The organism is Arthrobacter sp. YA7-1 (assembly GCF_025960325.1).
In the GTDB taxonomy this organism is placed as follows: Bacteria; Actinomycetota; Actinomycetes; order Actinomycetales; family Micrococcaceae; genus Arthrobacter; species Arthrobacter bambusae_A.
The window spans coordinates 133,448-149,239 of record NZ_CP110114.1 but is presented as its reverse complement, the minus strand read 5'-3'; the positions used below and the strand labels follow the sequence as shown (position 1 = coordinate 149,239).

Annotated in this window: 17 protein-coding genes and 1 tRNA gene; 4 read left to right on the top strand and 14 right to left on the bottom strand. The window is 64.1% G+C overall.

All coding sequences use genetic code 11. The features are described 5' to 3' along the window. Positions 1 to 35 precede the first annotated feature (35 nt). The 9 genes from OIT41_RS00720 to OIT41_RS00680 form a co-directional block, all read right to left on the bottom strand. Entirely contained in the window at positions 36 to 1,091 is a 1,056-nt protein-coding gene (locus tag OIT41_RS00720; RefSeq protein ID WP_241707180.1) for a HoxN/HupN/NixA family nickel/cobalt transporter, read from the bottom strand. Beyond that, positions 1,091 to 2,071, bottom strand: a complete 981-nt coding sequence (locus tag OIT41_RS00715; protein ID WP_372489598.1) for an urease accessory protein UreD — start codon at positions 2,069 to 2,071, stop codon at positions 1,091 to 1,093. Before OIT41_RS00715 ends, OIT41_RS00720 begins: the two co-directional genes overlap by 1 nt. Beyond that, on the bottom strand, positions 2,068 to 2,685 hold the full coding sequence (gene ureG / locus OIT41_RS00710) for an urease accessory protein UreG (RefSeq protein ID WP_078106937.1): 618 nt from the start codon (positions 2,683 to 2,685) through the stop codon (positions 2,068 to 2,070). The genes OIT41_RS00715 and ureG overlap by 4 nt, the downstream gene beginning before the upstream one ends. 16 nt (positions 2,686 to 2,701) lie before the next feature. Then, entirely contained in the window at positions 2,702 to 3,370 is a 669-nt protein-coding gene (locus OIT41_RS00705; RefSeq protein ID WP_241707179.1) for an urease accessory protein UreF, read from the bottom strand. A 56-nt stretch (positions 3,371 to 3,426) separates the two neighbouring features. After that, on the bottom strand, positions 3,427 to 3,906 hold the full coding sequence (gene ureE, locus OIT41_RS00700) for an urease accessory protein UreE (RefSeq protein WP_241707178.1): 480 nt from the start codon (positions 3,904 to 3,906) through the stop codon (positions 3,427 to 3,429). 19 nt (positions 3,907 to 3,925) lie between these two features. Further along, a complete protein-coding gene (gene ureC / locus OIT41_RS00695; protein ID WP_241707177.1) occupies positions 3,926 to 5,671 on the bottom strand; it encodes an urease subunit alpha in 1,746 nt (581 codons plus the stop codon). Then, positions 5,668 to 6,072: an urease subunit beta gene (locus OIT41_RS00690; protein WP_241707176.1), complete on the bottom strand. Its 405-nt coding sequence runs from the start codon at positions 6,070 to 6,072 to the stop codon at positions 5,668 to 5,670. The genes ureC and OIT41_RS00690 overlap by 4 nt, the downstream gene beginning before the upstream one ends. A 9-nt stretch (positions 6,073 to 6,081) precedes the next feature. After that, entirely contained in the window at positions 6,082 to 6,384 is a 303-nt protein-coding gene (locus OIT41_RS00685; RefSeq protein WP_078106942.1) for an urease subunit gamma, read from the bottom strand. A gap of 205 nt (positions 6,385 to 6,589) precedes the next feature. Further along, complete coding sequence (locus tag OIT41_RS00680; protein ID WP_264637178.1) at positions 6,590 to 7,198, bottom strand: DedA family protein; 609 nt, start codon at positions 7,196 to 7,198, stop codon at positions 6,590 to 6,592. A gap of 96 nt (positions 7,199 to 7,294) precedes the next feature. Between OIT41_RS00680 and OIT41_RS00675 the strand changes: the two genes are divergently transcribed. Further along, positions 7,295 to 8,686, top strand: coding sequence for a CoA transferase (locus OIT41_RS00675; RefSeq protein WP_264637177.1), 1,392 nt, complete (start codon positions 7,295 to 7,297; stop codon positions 8,684 to 8,686). A gap of 54 nt (positions 8,687 to 8,740) precedes the next feature. On the opposite strand, the gene OIT41_RS00670 is transcribed toward OIT41_RS00675, so the two are convergent. Then, positions 8,741 to 8,813 (bottom strand) — tRNA-Lys (locus tag OIT41_RS00670). Positions 8,814 to 9,031: 218 nt separating this feature from the next. Here OIT41_RS00670 and OIT41_RS00665 point away from each other — a divergent pair. The 3 genes from OIT41_RS00665 to OIT41_RS00655 all read left to right on the top strand — a co-directional run bounded on the left by OIT41_RS00665 (position 9,032) and on the right by OIT41_RS00655 (position 11,562). Beyond that, positions 9,032 to 9,691 carry a hypothetical protein gene (locus OIT41_RS00665; RefSeq protein ID WP_078106945.1) on the top strand — a complete coding sequence of 220 codons (660 nt, stop codon included), beginning with the start codon at positions 9,032 to 9,034 and terminating at the stop codon, positions 9,689 to 9,691. Between the two features lie 238 nt (positions 9,692 to 9,929). Beyond that, positions 9,930 to 10,547, top strand: coding sequence for a DUF47 domain-containing protein (locus tag OIT41_RS00660; protein ID WP_078106946.1), 618 nt, complete (start codon positions 9,930 to 9,932; stop codon positions 10,545 to 10,547). A gap of 1 nt (position 10,548) precedes the next feature. After that, complete coding sequence (locus tag OIT41_RS00655) at positions 10,549 to 11,562, top strand: inorganic phosphate transporter (RefSeq protein WP_241707173.1); 1,014 nt, start codon at positions 10,549 to 10,551, stop codon at positions 11,560 to 11,562. A gap of 94 nt (positions 11,563 to 11,656) precedes the next feature. On the opposite strand, the gene pstB is transcribed toward OIT41_RS00655, so the two are convergent. From pstB to pstS, 4 genes are all read right to left on the bottom strand, one after another. After that, the gene (gene pstB, locus OIT41_RS00650) at positions 11,657 to 12,436 is read right to left on the bottom strand and encodes a phosphate ABC transporter ATP-binding protein PstB (RefSeq protein ID WP_078106948.1); all 780 of its coding nucleotides are present in this window, start codon (positions 12,434 to 12,436) and stop codon (positions 11,657 to 11,659) included. 48 nt (positions 12,437 to 12,484) lie between these two features. Next, positions 12,485 to 13,594 carry a phosphate ABC transporter permease PstA gene (gene pstA, locus OIT41_RS00645; protein WP_241707172.1) on the bottom strand — a complete coding sequence of 370 codons (1,110 nt, stop codon included), beginning with the start codon at positions 13,592 to 13,594 and terminating at the stop codon, positions 12,485 to 12,487. Continuing rightward, a complete protein-coding gene (pstC, locus tag OIT41_RS00640; RefSeq protein WP_241707171.1) occupies positions 13,594 to 14,526 on the bottom strand; it encodes a phosphate ABC transporter permease subunit PstC in 933 nt (310 codons plus the stop codon). The genes pstA and pstC overlap by 1 nt, the downstream gene beginning before the upstream one ends. Positions 14,527 to 14,665: 139 nt before the next feature. After that, a complete protein-coding gene (pstS, locus tag OIT41_RS00635; RefSeq protein ID WP_241707170.1) occupies positions 14,666 to 15,784 on the bottom strand; it encodes a phosphate ABC transporter substrate-binding protein PstS in 1,119 nt (372 codons plus the stop codon). Between the last annotated feature and the right edge of the window lie 8 nt (positions 15,785 to 15,792).

Below are 15,792 nucleotides of genomic sequence, written 5' to 3'. Positions count from 1 at the left end.
TCGTCAGAATTCGGGTTATAAGTGAGCGGGCGTCGTCAGGGCTTCCCACGGAGCGCTGCGCGGACCCGGAACCGCACGGCTGCGACCACCCAAACGACGACGAACAGCCCAATCAGCACCAGCCCGGCGTCGCCGAGGTCTATTTCGCCCAACCACGTGGTGACCGGATCGCGCAGCCCGAAGGCCGCGTTGAGGAAACCACCCAGCGTGATGACCGAGATGAAGAGCGCCGAGAAGGCCGAGATGCCAGTGATGATCGCATTGAATCCAAGCTTGCGCCGGGGATCGTTGATAGCCGACTTGTACATACGCATCATGGCCACCCCGTTGACGGAATCGCAGAGGGTCATTGCCGCGGTGAAAGCCAGCGGTAGTGCCAGGAGGGCGAGCACGGACACTCCCGCAAGCGAGGCCGCCGTCGTAAGCACCAGCAGCCCGATGGTGGTGGCGGTGTCGAATCCGAGGCCGAACAAGAACCCGATCACGTAGATGCTCCGCGGACGCTGGACCTTGGACAGCGGCTTGGCCAGGAGGCGCGCGATGAACCCTTTGGTTTCGAGGTCGTCGACGGCGATCGCGCCACCGGCCTGGGCGGCGCGGTACAACTGCATCGTACGAAGGAACGCAGACCCGTTGAAGATACCCATGGCCAGGAGGAAGATCCCGGAGACGCCGCTGCCGATCAGCCCCAGCACGAGGTGTCCGGTGGTGCCGTCCTCCATGAGCTGGCCCACGAGGCTGGCGCCGCCGACCACCATTACACCGGCCAGGATCACCACGGAGCTGTGGCCTAGGCTGAAGGCAAAGCCGACGCTTACTGGGTCCTTGCGTTGCGCCACGAATTTTCGCGTGGAATTGTCGATCGCGGCGATGTGGTCCCAGTCGTAGCTGTGCTTTATGCCGGCCACATAGGCCGTCAGCACGAGCCCCAACGCCAGCGGCTGCCCGCCACCGGCGCCACCCACCAACAGGAGCACGACGGCGCCAAGGTGCAGGAGGACGACGGAGCCGAACATGAACGCGAGGCGCGATTTCATCGGGAGATGCTCACGCCGGCGGTACATCGAGGCAAGTTCCGCGAGTGACGTCATCAGTACTTCCTGAGGTTCAGCGGGGCCCTGCCGTACCAGCTTTCGCGCAAGAGGCCGGTACAGGCGCCCAGCAATCGATTCAGTTCCTCGGTGCTGTTCGAAAGGGACCGCAGGACCAGGCCCGTTGTGCCCGCGATGCTCCGACTCAGGGACAAGCCGGAGTACGCGTCATACCCTGCCGTCAGCCGGTGCAGTTGATCGGCGAGCGCCTGATCAACCCGCGGATCCACCACAACGAGCGAACCCAGGTGGCTGTACCCCTCCATGAAGCCCAACCCGGTCACATCGCCCAGGGGCGGCCGGATCAGGAGGTTGTCGAGCGCGAGCAGCGCCGCGCCGTCGTCGCCCTCCACCTGGATCTCGTTCCGGAGGCGCAGTTCCCGGTACTTGAAAGAAGCACCGTCCGGCGACCAGCCCGGAGTGATGACTTCCGCCATGACCAGGCTCGACGTCGGGCGCACAGTGATGCGCGTATTCTGCCGATAACTGGCCTCCCGGTAGGCGATGAGCTGGTCCGGAGCCAACTCCAGCTCCGCCCCCTCCCCCAGCCGGATTGTCATCCGCTGCTCGGCAAACGATTCCGGCGTCCGATAGATCTTCGTGGCCGACTGCGTCGTCAAGAGCAGAGAGGCCCCATCCTCGACCTCGACATCCACAACATAGAGATCCGCCCCCAAATACGCCCCGCCCGGATTGACCATGACATAACAAACCTGTCCCGACCCATCCAAGTAATGCGGCCTCAACACCCGCAAGGCACCCTGATGAAACTGCTGCACGGCCACGGATCGACCAGCACGCAAGGCGACCCGCAGGCTGAGCTCGCCCCGCGGCGAGTTGCTCGAAGAGGCGGCGAAGCCGGATTTGGGGGCCGCGGCGTGGCGGGCACCGCGAAGCGGGCACGGCCCCAAATCCGGCGGAGCCGCCGGAGGTGACCCATCCGCCGGTGAGAGCTCAGCCGCCGTAGCCGTCGTGCTCATTGGGCCAGATCGAGCATCAGGACATCGTGCCGCATCCATGCGATGACCTTGTCGAGCCCTTCGTCGGTCTTCAGGTTGGTGAAGCAGAACGGCTTGTCGCCGCGGAATTCCTTGGAGTCCCGCTCCATCACTGACAGGTCTGCGCCGACGAACGGGGCGAGGTCGGTCTTGTTGATGATGAAGAGGTCCGACTTGATCATGCCTTGGCCGGCTTTGCGGGGGATTTTTTCGCCCTGTGCGACGTCGATGATGTAGATCGAGAAGTCCACGAGTTCGGGGCTGAACGTTGCGGAGAGGTTGTCGCCGCCGGATTCGACGAAGATGACCTGCAGGTCCGGGTGGCGTTTCTTGAGTTCCTCGATGGCGGCCGTGTTCATGGAGGTGTCTTCGCGGATGGCGGTGTGCGGGCAGCCGCCGGTTTCGACGCCAATGATGCGGTCCTCGGGCAGGATGCCGTTGGCCGCGAGGATTTTGGCGTCTTCGATCGTGTAGATGTCGTTGGTGATGGCGGCCATGGAGATTTCCCGGCTCATGTGGCGGGTCAGGCGCTCCACGAGCTGCGTTTTGCCGGCACCTACCGGGCCGCCGATGCCGATCTTGATGGGTTCAGACATGTGTCCTCCTTTGGTTCTAGCTCATGAACATGCGTGCACGTTGCCATTCGTGCCGCATCTGCGAAATTTCCAGGCCGGGGCTGACGGCTCCGAAGTCGTCCCAGCCGAGGTGCCGGACATGTTCGACGGCGGCAGCGACGTCGTCGTGCGCTTCGCGCAGCAGCCGCTGCCCGGAGTTCTGGCCGAGCGGGATGGCGCGCACGGCGTTCTGGGTCAGGGAGGTGACCGCCGCGAAAAGGTACCCGGCCAGCGCTTCTTCGAAGGGCACGCCCAGCGAGCGCGCGACGACGGCGAACGCCAGCGGCTGATGGCCGGCGGCCCGGCCCGTGGTCACCAGAGTCCGGTACGCCTCCAGCTCGGCCGACCGAAAGACTTCGGTTCCGATCTCGATCAGCCGCCCGCCCATTTTGGTACTGGCCTCCCGCAACTGCCGAGGCAAGAGCTGGGCGCTCAAATGAGCATCCAACTCCCCCACACTCACCCCTTCATAAAGGAACCGAAAGCCCAAACCATCGGAATAAGTCAACTGCTGCCCCACAAACGCAGCCAGCCAGGTGCCGAACGAGGCTTCATCGTGAACCAACCCGCGGTCAATGTACGTCTCGAATCCAAGAGAATGCGCAAACGCCCCAGTAGGCAACGCGGAGTCAGTGAGCTGCTGCAACGCAAGCTGATAAGAAGCCATGCCACCCCCTCAAGGCGAGACGACAAAGCAGCCAACCCGACCATCGGCCCAGGAGACTAGTGCGTGTGTTCAGCATGGCGGAAAGGCACCGGCATGACGCGTTCCTGGCGGTCGTAAGGCACACCGACGTGCTTGAGGTAGTCCTCGACCGTGTGGTCGTACTGGCACACCATGACTTCGGCCCCGTACTCGGAAGACCCGTCGAAGAACTGGGCCTGGAGGTGCCGGTTGCCGAGGGAGTGCGCCACTACGCCCATTTCGTAGATGCTGCGGGCGGCGATGACCAGGACGTCGCTCGGCAGCACGGACACCACGATCAGGTTCGCGTCCTCGACGACGAGGATGTCGCCGTCGCGCAGGTCGCCGGATCCGGCCGGGAGGCGGATGCCGAGCTCTTTCCCGTGGTCCGTGGTGACGCGCTGGATGCGTTTGACCAGTTGGGCGCTGGGTAGGACGACCTTCTCCTTGTGGTGGCCGGCGTACTGTTCGGGGTCGGGCAGTTCGTGCAGGTTGCCGAGGATCTTTTCGATGATCATGTGTTTCTCCTCGGGCGATCTAGAAAAGGAAGTAGCGCTGGGCCATGGGCAGCACGTCGGAAGGCTCACAGGTGACGTCTTCGCCGTCGACCGTCACTTTGTAGGTTTCGGGGTCGACGGCGATATCGGGCGTCTCGCCGTTGAACTTCAGGTCCGCTTTGCGCAAGTTCCGGATGCCGGACACCGGGCGGATGACGCGTTCAAGGCCAAGCTCTTCCGGTACACCGGCATCGATGGCGGCCTTCGACAGGAAAGTGATGGAGGACTGCTGCAAGGCCTTGCCGTGAGTGGCGAACATCGGGCGCATGGTGCGCGGCTGCGGGGTGGGGATGGAGCCGTTGGAATCGCCCATGAGGGCGTAGGCAATCTGGCCGCCCTTGAGGACCAGTTCCGGCTTCACTCCGAAGAAGGCTGGATTCCAGAGGACGAGGTCGGCGAACTTGCCCACTTCCACGGAGCCGATGGAGTCCGCCATGCCCTGCGCGATGGCGGGGTTGATGGTGTATTTGGAGATGTAGCGCTTGATCCTGAAGTTGTCGCTTTCCCCGCCAAGGCCGTTTGCAGCGCCGTGGCTTGCACCTGACGGATCCTTGAGCACACCCCGCTGCCGCTTCATGGCGTCGGCCACTTGCCACGTGCGGATGACGACTTCGCCCACGCGGCCCATGGCCTGGGAATCCGAGGACGTCATGGAGAAGATGCCCAAGTCTTGGAGCACGTCTTCGGCGGCGATGGTTTCGGCCCGGATGCGGGAATCGGCGAACGCCACGTCTTCCGGGATGTCCGGGTTGAGGTGGTGGCACACCATGAGCATGTCCAAGTGCTCTTCGATGGTGTTGCGCGTGTACGGGAGCGTGGGGTTGGTGGACGCCGGGAGCACGTTGGTCAGTCCGGCGATCTTGATGATGTCCGGGGCGTGCCCGCCGCCCGCGCCTTCCGTGTGGAAAGTGTGGATTACGCGGCCGTCGATGGCCTTGATGGTGTCCTCCACGAATCCGCACTCGTTAAGGGTGTCGGTGTGGATGGCTACCTGGACGTCGTATTCGTCGGCTACGCGCAGGGACATGTCGATCGACGACGTCGTGGCGCCCCAGTCCTCATGGACTTTGAGGCCCACTGCTCCTGCGCGGATCTGTTCGGCGAGCGGCTCGATGGCGGACGCGTGGCCCTTGCCGAACAGGCCGATATTGATCGGCAGCCCTTCCGCGGCTTGCAGCATCCGTGAAATGTGCCATTTGCCAGGCGTGATGGTGGTCGCCTTGGTGCCTTCTGCGGGCCCCGTGCCACCGCCCACCATGGTGGTGATGCCGCTGCACAGGGCCGTGGGGACCTGGTCCGGGGAAATGTAGTGGATGTGGGTGTCGACGCCGCCTGCGGTGAGGATCTTGCCCTCTCCGGCGATCATTTCGGTGCTGGCCCCGATCACGATGTCCACGCCGTCGGCGATTTGGGGGTTGCCTGCCTTGCCGATCTTGAAGATGTGGCCGTCTTTGAGCGCCACGTCGGCCTTGTAGATTCCCGTGTAGTCGAGGACCATCACGTTCGAAATGACGGTGTCCGGGACGTCCTCATCCCGGGTCACTTGGCCGTTCTGCCCCATGCCGTCGCGGACCACCTTGCCTCCGCCGAACATGACCTCTTCGCCGTAGACCGTGTAGTCCTTCTCGATCTCAAGGAAAAGCTCGGTGTCCGCCAAGCGGATGGAATCGCCCGTCGTCGGGCCGTAGAGGTCTGCGTACTGCTTGCGCGAAATTTCGAAGCTCATTGGGCTGTCCCTTCCTTGCTGGCCCCGGGCCCTTCGGTGGCGGCAGACCCCCCGGTGGAAGCGGCAGCGCCGCCGTCGTTCTTTCCGGCGTCCGCGTCAAGGGGACCATTGACGGCGTTCCGCAGTCCGTAGACTTCGCGGCTGCCCGCAAGGGCCACGAGCCTGACGGTCTTGGAATCGCCTGGTTCGAAGCGCGCGGCCGTTCCCGCGGGGATGTCCAGCCGGCGGCCATAGGCGGCTTCGCGGTCGAAATCGAGCGCGGGGTTCGATTCGGCAAAGTGGTAATGCGAACCCACCTGGACGGGGCGGTCGCCACGGTTGACTACTTCGACGGCGATTGCCTCGCGTCCGCTGTTGCAAGCGATGGGCTCCGATTGGAGACGGTATTCACCGGGAATCATGTTGGCCTCCTAGCGGATCGGATCGTGGACGGTGACGAGCTTGGTGCCATCAGGGAAAGTCGCCTCGATCTGGACATCATGGATCATCTCGGGCACTCCCTCCATGACATCCTCACGGCGAAGCAGGGTGGTTCCGTAACTCATCAGTTCGGCAACGGTCTTGCCGTCCCGGGCGCCCTCGATCAGTTCGTAGCTGATGATCGCCACGGCTTCGGGGAAGTTGAGCTTTAGGCCGCGGGATTGCCGACGGCGGGCGAGGTCTGCCGCGACCACGATCATGAGCTTTTCCTGCTCACGGGGCAAAAGATGCATCGGTTCTCCTTAAAAGTTCTGTGCTGCGGAAGCGGACATCAGATCACTCGAGGCTCAGATAAAGCCGAGGACGTCGGGGCAGCTACTACGGTTATAACGCCAAACGTCAGACATATCCAGTTCGACCTTTCACTACCCCTCCCGAACGAATTGTGACCAGCCTAAAGCCCTGAGGTTTCGGCGGGATTTCCACGCTCCTGCGGCATCACGCCTTCTTGGCGCGGTGCCTCCTGAGCTGCCACACAAGCAGGATCGCCACTACGATTACTGCCACCACAGCCGCGGCGCCCCGGCCCACCACGCGCGCCACTTCTTCGTACGAATTTCCGGCCACATAGCCGAGCGTCACGAACAAGGACCCCCAGATAATGCCGCCGCTGAAGTTCCAGAACGCGAAGCGCCGGTAGGGCATGCGGCTGAGTCCTGCGAGCGCGGGCATGACGGCACGAAAGAAGGCGGTAAACCTGCCCAGGAGCACCGCTACGCCGCCTTTGTCTTTGAGGAAGTCTTCGGCCCTCTGCAATTGGGCGCGCCTCTTGTCCAGAATTTTCAGCGCCATCACCCGCGGGCCGAGGTGCTTGCCAATCTCGTAGCCCACGGTGTCTCCCGTGATCGCGGCAGTCACCACAATGAGGATCATGGCCCACAATTCGAAGAGCCCCCGGCTTGCAATCACGCCGCCGACCACCGCTGCCGTTTCACCGGGGATCACAAAGCCCACAAAGATTGCATCCTCAGCGAACACGAGGGCAAAAACGATGCAGGCGATCACGAGCGGGCTGGTATTCAGGAGTCCGTCCAAAAGCGCTTGCATGAAGAACAGTCTGGCAGTTGAAGGCCCACTTGGGCAGGAAGCGTTGGATCCGGCTGCCATTGCTCGTTTCGTGTTGGCCCGTCAAGAATGGTGAGTGTGAACGACAGTTTCGCTGATGTGGCCTCCCGGATGTGGCACGCAATCGGTGCCGATGATGCTGATTGGCCGGCCACTCAGCTAACGACTACCGGACCGAGGTCGGTTCTCCCGGCGGCGTTCGACGTGACAGGACTCGCGACGGGAGCGGTCGCCGTCGCGACAGTGGCCGCTGATCAGTTCCTCGCAGCCCGCCGCCAGTCAGGGTCGCGAGCGGTGACGATAGACAGTCGGGATTCGTGCGCGGCGTTCGCCTCCGAGAGGCTGTTCGCCCCGATCGGCTGGACCCGCCCACCTTTGTGGGACCCCATCGCCGGCAACTACCGCGCGGCCGACGCCTGGATCCGGCTGCACACCAACTACGCGAGCCACCGTGCCGCCGTCGAGCGCGTTCTGGGCGCCCATGACCGCGACACGGTTCAGGCCGCGGTGGCAGGGTTGCGCGCCGAAGAGTTGGAGACGGCGATCGTCGACGCGGGCGGATGTGCCGCCGTCATGCACCACCGCGGGCAATGGCTTGCTTCCGCTCCAGGGATGGCGACGGCGGACGCGCCGCCCATGTCCGTCGTCGAGCGCCCCTCGCCGGGCACCGGGATGCCGAACGCCGTCGGGCGTCTGCCCTTCGACGGGGTGCGCGTGCTGGACCTGACGCGGGTGATCGCTGGACCGGTGTGCACCAAGTTCCTCGCTGGTTACGGTGCCGACGTGCTGCGGATCGACCCGCCAGGCTTTGACGAGGTGCCCTCGTTGCTGCCTGAGACGACGCTCGGCAAACGTACGGCCGCTTTGGATCTCACTGCCCCAAGCGACCGCTCGACGTTTGAGAAACTGCTCGCGGGTGCCGATGTGCTCGTATCGGGGCTGCGGGCCGACGCCCTGAAACGCTTGGGTTACGACGACGAGGCGCTGGCCGCCGTGAACCCCGGCCTGATCATCGCCAGCCTGGACGCGTACGGCTGGGAGGGACCTTGGCGCAACCGCCGCGGCTTCGACAGCCTGGTCCAGATGAGCTGCGGGATCGCTAACGACGGAGCGACGGCCACGGGCGAAGCGGAGCCGACGCCGCTTCCCGTTCAAGCGCTCGACCATGCGACCGGCTGGCTATTGGGTGCGGCCGTTGCCCGTGCCCTGACCCGGCGGCTCACCCACTCGATGACCGCCCGCATGCAGGGCTCACTCATTGGCACGGCAAACCTGCTGTACTCGCTGACCCCGCCGGACGACCACCTGGCCGTAGCTACACCGACAGACTTCACCCTGACCGCAACCACCACTCACTGGGGGCCGGCGCAACACGTGCCTCTCCCCGGTCGCATCGACGGCATCCCCGCGCGGTGGTCGCAGCAAGCCGGACCGCTCGGCCGCCACCCGGCCACGTGGGCCACGCCGTAGTTTCGCCTGGCACAAGTAAACCCCCGGAACCGAGCGGTTCCGGGGGTTTAAGGGTGGGCCCTGTGGGGATCGAACCCACGACCCACGGATTAAAAGTCCGATGCTCTACCAACTGAGCTAAAGGCCCCTGCCGACTGTAGAAACAGCCATAAATACTGTACCTCAAGCTCAAGGCCGTTTTGACACGGGCAGCACCCGCGCCGTCCTGACCTCTTTTGATCCAAACCCCGCCGACGACACACGCCCACAACGGCGAGTCGCGGTGCCCACGGATTCAAAGAAGGTCAGGAAGGAACGCCCCCAGTCAAGAGTGCACGAGCGAAAACACAGGAGTAGCGTTGGGGCATGAGCGAACAATCGGGACCTCCTGTGTACGGCGGAGCAAATAGGCACCACAAGCCGAAACCCTTCGCGCCGGTTGACTTCGAGCCTTTTGCCGGTGGAGCGGACCCCGCGCGCGTGTCCGAAGCAGCGCACCTTGCCGCCCAGGCCCTCGTGCGCCGAGGCAGGGACAGTGACGATCCCAAGATCACCAGGCGCCTCGTGAAGCTCGCCGACGAGCAAGGCCTTGAAGCCATCGCCGAAATGTGGGCCGAGAGTCCCGCGCGGTCCTTGCCGGGCGCCTTGTGGCGGCTCTATGCGTTGCGCGCGGCCACCATGCAGAACTCCGAGCGCATTTCCGTGTACTTCAAAGCAGGCCGGGACACCGCCCAGGTGTCGCACGTTGTGGCGGGGGCCGCCGAGCCGCCGGGAGCCGACGAGATGAAGCAGATGGCGGATGCCATCCTTTCGGGAGCGTTCGACGGCGATTTCGACGTCGCGCTGGAACGCTCAGCCGCGTTTTGCCGCGTCGTCGCGCTCGGCCAAGCCACCTTGGCGGACAGCGCCGAGCATTCGAACGAAGGCCACGCAAGCAAGCTGACCCGGAACTCCCACCAGCTCGTGAAGACCGCCGAAGATCTGGAGCACGCGGCCAATGCATGGCGCCTCGGAGAGCTGGACTGACGTGAAATATAAGGGCGACGGGCCGTCACAACCACCCCGACCGCCAGCTGTCAATGTTGACTTAGCTCGGACGACGTAGAAAACTGAAACTGGTGTCGAACCGCGAAACCCCCGGGCTTCAACTTATAGCCGCTTCGAGCGGCCTACCGCCGAGAGGCGTATCCGGTTCGGCACCATTTTTATGCCCTTCGGCGAAGACGCCGCCCCATCCCGATCCCTCCCGCCTACCGGAAGCCAAATGAAGCTGCGTCTCTTCCCTCAAGAACCCGCCGGGTTGCAATTGTTGTCGCAAATGGCCCGCCAGATTCTTGAGGCAACAGGGACGCTTTCTGAGATCTTCGGAGCTCCTGTCGCGGAGCACGAACGGCTTGTGGAGGAGATGCACGAGCACGAGGCGAAATCCACGGATCTGCATTTCGCCCTCCTGACCCATATGCGCACGAGTTTCGTGAACCCGCTCCCCCGCGAAGACATGTATGCCCTTTCCCGTTTCCTCAACGAGGCCATGGAAAAGCTGGATGCCGCGGGTGAGCTCGTGGCCCTCTACAAACTGGACCGGGTGCCCAAGCGTGCGGCGGACCAGTTGGAGATCATCAGCCGCCAGGCGGAACTCACGGTCGATGCCATGCGCCAGCTGGACGATCTTGACGAACTCGAGGACTACTGGATCGAGGTCCTGCGGCTGGCGAAGCGTGCGGAACGCAGCCACCGGACCTGGGTGGCCGAGATGCTCCGTGACATGAAGTCCACCCAGTTTTCCAGGAATCGCGACGTAGCCAACCAACTGGTCGACGTCACCAAGGACATGCGCCGGGTCGCTACCCAGGTAGGCAGCATCATCGTCAAGGAAGCATGAGGTGGCGGTCGCGTTCTACGCCCTTGTGGTGGTACTGGCGGCTGGCTTCGCATTCCTGAACGGCTTCCGCGACGTCTCCACCGCCGTCGCACTCTCTGTGCGGACGCGTGCCCTCACTCCGTCTGTAGCCGTCGTGTTGGCGGCTGTCTTCAACTTTGCCGGTGTACTGCTCAGCGGCGGATTCGCACTGATTTTCAGCCAGTCGTGGGTGGTCCTGCCCCCGGGAATGACCGGCCTGACTGTGCTCACCGCAGGGCTGTGCAGCGCCATCCTTTGGGGAATCTACGCTTGGTGGCGCGGTGTGCCGCTCTCGTCAACCCACGCTTTAGTGGGAGGCCTGGTGGGCGCCGGAGCCGCCAGCGCCGTGATGGGTGGCAGCTCCGTCAACGGGGTAGACGATATCCTGCTGGCACAAGTGGTCTTGCCGCTGCTGCTGTCCCCCGTGATTGCCTTCCTCGGCGCCTACCTGCTCGTGTGGCCTGTCACGTGGGCCGCGCGCTACACCCAGCCCGACGTCGTGCATAGCCGCTTCCGTCATGCACAATCCGTCTCGGCCGCTGCCGTCGCGTTCGGCCACGGACTGCAGGACGGGCAGCGATCCGTAGCGGTGATCCTGTTGGGCGCCGTTGCGGCCGGGGTGTCCGGCCCCAACGACCTCCCGGTCTGGGTCATCCTGCTGACGGCTGTCATGCTCACGGCGGGAACGCTTTGCGGCGGCTGGCGCATCTCGTACACCCTCGGCTACAAGCTCACGAGGGTCGACCCAATGCGGGGATTCATAGCCCAGAGCCTGACCTCGCTGATGCTGTTCGTCGGCGCCATCGGATTCCACTTGCCGCTTTCCACCACGCACACGGTCACGTCGGCAGTGCTTGGCGCAGGAACCAACCAGAACTTTTCGGTCACCAACCGCCGGATGGTGCTGCGCATACTGGGATTCTGGGTCGCGACGCCGATCGTCACCGCCGTGGTGGCGTTCGTCGTCGGGCTGGCGCTCTCGCCGCTGTCGCACTGACTTGAGGAGTCGTCCAGGCACGCGAAAGCCCGACGCCGGCAGTCACCTCGGAAGGTGACGGTCGCCGTCGGGCTTTTAGGGAGCCGCTGGGGCCTTATCCGAACCGGCCGGAGACGTAGTCCTCGGTGGCCTTCTGGGACGGGTTGTTGAAGATGGTGGTGGTGTCAGCGAACTCGATGAGCTTGCCCGGCTTGCCGGTGCCGGCGATGTTGAAGAACGCCGTCTTGTCGGAAACACGTGCAGCCTGCTGCATGTTGTGCGTCACGATCACCACGGTGTATTCGTCCTTGAGCTCGTTGATGAGGTCTTCGACGGCCAAAGTGGAGATCGGGTCCAGCGCGGAACAGGGTTCGTCCATGAGGATGACCTGCGGTTCCACTGCGATCGCACGGGCGATGCAGAGCCGCTGCTGCTGGCCGCCTGAGAGGCCGGAGCCCGGTTTCTCGAGGCGGTCCTTGACCTCGTTCCACAGGTTGGCGCCGCGCAGGGACTTCTCCACGAGCGCGTCGGCCGCGCCCTTGCTGATCTTCCTGTTGTTCAGCTTCACGCCGGCCAGCACGTTGTCGCGGATGGACATGGTGGGGAACGGGTTGGGCCGCTGGAAGACCATGCCAACCTGGGTGCGGACCGTCACGGGGTCCACGCCGGGGCCGTAGAGGTTGTCGCCGTCGAGCAGGACTTCACCCTCGACGCGCGCCCCGGGCAGTACTTCGTGCATGCGGTTGAGGGTGCGCAGGAAGGTGGACTTTCCACAGCCGGACGGGCCGATGAACGCCGTCACCGATTTGGCTTCAATGTTGATGTTGACGCCTTCAACAGCCAGGAAGCTGCCGTAGTAGACGTTCAGATCCTTGACGTCGATCCGCTTAGACATGGTGTTCCTTCGGTGCTGTGGTTGGAAGTGTGCGGGTGGCCTGGCGGGTCAACGGCCGGCCTTGGGGGCGAAGATCCGGGCGATCAGCCTGGCGCCGAGGTTCAGGAGCATCACCAGGATGATCAGGACCAGTGCGGCACCCCATGCCCGCTGGCTCGACGGGTCCGGGTTGGACGGCGAGGTCGGGTTCAGGATCTGCGTGTAGATGAACGTAGGCAGCGAGGCCATCCAGCCGCCGAACACGTTGTTGTTGATGGTGGTGGCGAAACCGGCGGTGACGAGGATCGGGGCAGTCTCGCCAATCACGCGGGCGATCGCCAAGGTGACGCCGGACGCGATGCCGGAGATCGCCGTCGGGATGACCACCTTGAGGATGGTGCGCCACTTGCGGACGCCCAGCGCGTAGGCAGCCTCGCGGAGCTCGTTCGGGACGATCTTGAGCATTTCCTCGCTGGAGCGGACCACCACCGGGATCATCAGTACTGAAAGCGCGACGGCGGCGACCGCACCGGTCTTGGTGCCGGGGCCGACCACGGCGAAGAAGAACGCTGCAGAGAAGAGGCCTGCCACGATGGAGGGGATTCCGGTCATGACGTCGACGAAGAACGTGATGGCGCGGGCGAGGGCCCGGTCATTGCCGTATTCCACCAAGTAGATCGCGGTCAGCAAGCCCACCGGAACCGAGATGACCGTGGCGAGCAGCGTGATCTGCACCGTGCCCAGGACAGCGTGGTAGATGCCACCGAGGACCTTCGTGCCGTCGTCCACGCTCTTGTTGTCGAGGGAACCTGTGACGCCGTTCATGGATGTGGTCAGGAAGCCGGGGGTGATGATGCCCGGGATGCCGTTCACAAGGACGGTCCAGATCACCGAAATCAGGGGCAGCAGGGCCACCAGGAACGAACCGACGATGAGGCACGTGGCGAGCTTGTCGCGCGCCTTGCGGCCGCCTTCGACCACTGCGCTCCAGCCGACCAGGCCGATCGCGAAGAGGATGGCGGACACGAGGCCCCAGCCGAAGGCGTTGAAGCCGATCAATGCAAGGATCGCTGCGCCGAGAACCAGGGCGACGGCCAGGACGACGTACGGTGCGAACGCGGGCAACTGGCCCTTGGTAAGTGCGGAGCGTTTGCGCGCTACGGGGGCTGTGACAGTCATTAGTTGGCTCCCGAAAATTCTTTGTGCCTGGAGATGATCCAGCGTGCAATCATGTTGACACCGAGCGTGATGACGAACAATACCAAACCGGCTGCGATCAACGTGCTGACCTTGAGTCCGCTGGCTTCAGGGAAGTTCAAGGCGATTTCCGCGGCAATGGTCTGGTTGCCGGTCTGGATCAGGCTTGCGGTCAGGGCACCGGAGGACAGGACCAGCGCGACGGCCATGGTCTCGCCAAGTGCACGGCCGAGGCCCAGCATGATCGCGCTTACGATACCCGGGCGGCCGAACGGCAAAACGGCCATCTTGATCATTTCCCAGCGGGTCGCGCCGAGGGCCAGGGCGGCTTCCTCGTGGAGCTTCGGGGTCTGCAGGAAGATCTCACGCGACAGGGAAGTGATGATCGGCAGGACCATGACGGAGAGGACGATGCTCGCGGTCAGGATGGTCTTGCCGGTAGCCGAGGCGGGGCCTTGGAAAATCGGCAGCCAGCCCATGTAGGTGGCCAGCCAGCCGTAAGCCGGCGAAATTTGGGGGGCAAGGAATGCCGCACCCCAGGCGCCGTAGACCACGGAAGGAATGGCCGCGAGAAGGTCCACGACGTAGCCAAGACCCGAAGCAAGCCTGCGGGGCGCGTAGTGCGAGATGAACAGGGCAACGCCGATGGCGACGGGGGTTGCAATCACAAGAGCGATGACGGCGGCAATCAGGGTGCCAACCACGATCGGCCCGATGTAGGCGAAGAAGCCCTGGCCGCCTTGGATGTCTGAGGGCGGAGCCACGAGCGCCGGAATGGCCTGGATGACGAGGAAAAGTGCGACGCCGAAGAGAACCACGAGGATCAGGCATCCCGCAGCCAGGGTGGCTCCGGAGAAGACCTTGTCCCCGGCGCGTCCGGCACCTTGGGAAGTGGTCAAGGAGTTGGTGGTCACTTCACGATCCTTCAGATTCACTCAAAAATGGCCAAGTTCCCCGCCCCGCCCGGTGATGTTTCACCAGCGCGGGACAGGGAACCTCGATATTCAGGGTAGTGGTGCTGCGGTCCGCAGCACCACTACTCCATTGTGGTCCTTAGGCCTTGGCCTTGATGGAGTCAACAGCAGCCTTTGCCTTGTCCTGCAGCGCCTTGGAGAGCGGAGCGGACTTGGCGGAGCCGGCGGCGGCCTGCTGGCCGGCGTCGGAGACTACGTAGCTCTCGAATGCCTTGACCAGGTCAGCGGTTGCCTGCTTGTCGTAGGTGGTGCAGACGACGTGGTACGAAACCAGGACGACCGGGTAGGCCGAGGAATCCGTGGTGGTGCGGTCGAGCTTGATGGAAAGGTCGCCGGCCGGGCGGCCTGCAACGGGCTTGCCCAGTTCAACGGCCTTGGCGGCAGCGTCGGCGGAGATCTTGACGAAGTCCGAGCCAACCTTGATCTGCGCGGTGCCGAGCTTGCCGGAAACTGCGGAATCGTCAGCGTAGGTCACGGCACCAGGGGTGTCGGTGACCGTCTTGACGACGCCGGAGGTGCCCTTGGCGTTCTCGCCCTTCAAGGATGCAGGCCACAGGCCGGCAGCCTTGTCGGTCCAGACGGAGGGAGCGGCGGATGCCAGGTAGTCCGTGAAGTTCTGGGTGGTTCCGGAGTCGTCAGAGCGGTTGACCGGGGTGACCTTGAGGTCCGGAAGCGTGACGCCGGCGTTCAGGGCGGCGATTGCCGGGTCGTTCCAGTTGGTGATCTGGCCACGGAAGATCTTGGCAACCGTGGTGGCGTCGAGCTTCAAGTCCTTGACGTTCGGGATGTTGAAGGCTACGGCGATCGGCGAGATGTAGACCGGGATGTTGATGGCGCCGTCGGTGCCGCACTTGGTCTTGGAGCTGGCCAGCTCAGCGTCGGTCAGGTAGGCGTCAGAGCCTGCGAACTGCGCGGAGCCGTCGAGGATGGCCTTGCGGCCTGCGCCCGAGCCGTCCGGGGAATACTGGACCGTGGCACCCGGGTTCGCCGAAGCGAAGTTGGTCTTCCAGGCGTCCATTGCGGCGCCCTGCGCCGAGGAGCCGATGCCGGTCAGGGTGCCGGTGACCTTGACGCCTGCGGCGCTCTGGGTAGCTGCCGGGGCGCCGGTTGCGTTGTCTGAACCGCAAGCGGTCAGCGCAAGGGCGCCGACTGCGAGGACCGCGATTGCCGCGTTGCGGCCGAAGCGAGTTGCCTTCACTGGGATGT

Excerpts from the sequence above, each read along its gene's own strand:
- ureC (WP_241707177.1), bottom strand. The coding sequence starts at position 5,671 with ATGAGCTTCGAAATTTCGCGCAAGCAGTACGCAGACCTCTACGGCCCG.
- ureE (WP_241707178.1), bottom strand. The coding sequence starts at position 3,906 with ATGATCATCGAAAAGATCCTCGGCAACCTGCACGAACTGCCCGACCCC.
- OIT41_RS00685 (WP_078106942.1), bottom strand. The coding sequence starts at position 6,384 with ATGCATCTTTTGCCCCGTGAGCAGGAAAAGCTCATGATCGTGGTCGCG.
- OIT41_RS00660 (WP_078106946.1), top strand. The coding sequence starts at position 9,930 with ATGAAGCTGCGTCTCTTCCCTCAAGAACCCGCCGGGTTGCAATTGTTG.
- ureG (WP_078106937.1), bottom strand. The coding sequence starts at position 2,685 with ATGTCTGAACCCATCAAGATCGGCATCGGCGGCCCGGTAGGTGCCGGC.
- OIT41_RS00690 (WP_241707176.1), bottom strand. The coding sequence starts at position 6,072 with ATGATTCCCGGTGAATACCGTCTCCAATCGGAGCCCATCGCTTGCAAC.
- pstA (WP_241707172.1), bottom strand. The coding sequence starts at position 13,594 with ATGACTGTCACAGCCCCCGTAGCGCGCAAACGCTCCGCACTTACCAAG.
- OIT41_RS00715 (WP_372489598.1), bottom strand. The coding sequence starts at position 2,071 with ATGAGCACGACGGCTACGGCGGCTGAGCTCTCACCGGCGGATGGGTCA.
- OIT41_RS00665 (WP_078106945.1), top strand. The coding sequence starts at position 9,032 with ATGAGCGAACAATCGGGACCTCCTGTGTACGGCGGAGCAAATAGGCAC.
- pstB (WP_078106948.1), bottom strand. The coding sequence starts at position 12,436 with ATGTCTAAGCGGATCGACGTCAAGGATCTGAACGTCTACTACGGCAGC.
- OIT41_RS00680 (WP_264637178.1), bottom strand. The coding sequence starts at position 7,198 with ATGCAAGCGCTTTTGGACGGACTCCTGAATACCAGCCCGCTCGTGATC.
- OIT41_RS00705 (WP_241707179.1), bottom strand. The coding sequence starts at position 3,370 with ATGGCTTCTTATCAGCTTGCGTTGCAGCAGCTCACTGACTCCGCGTTG.
- OIT41_RS00720 (WP_241707180.1), bottom strand. The coding sequence starts at position 1,091 with ATGACGTCACTCGCGGAACTTGCCTCGATGTACCGCCGGCGTGAGCAT.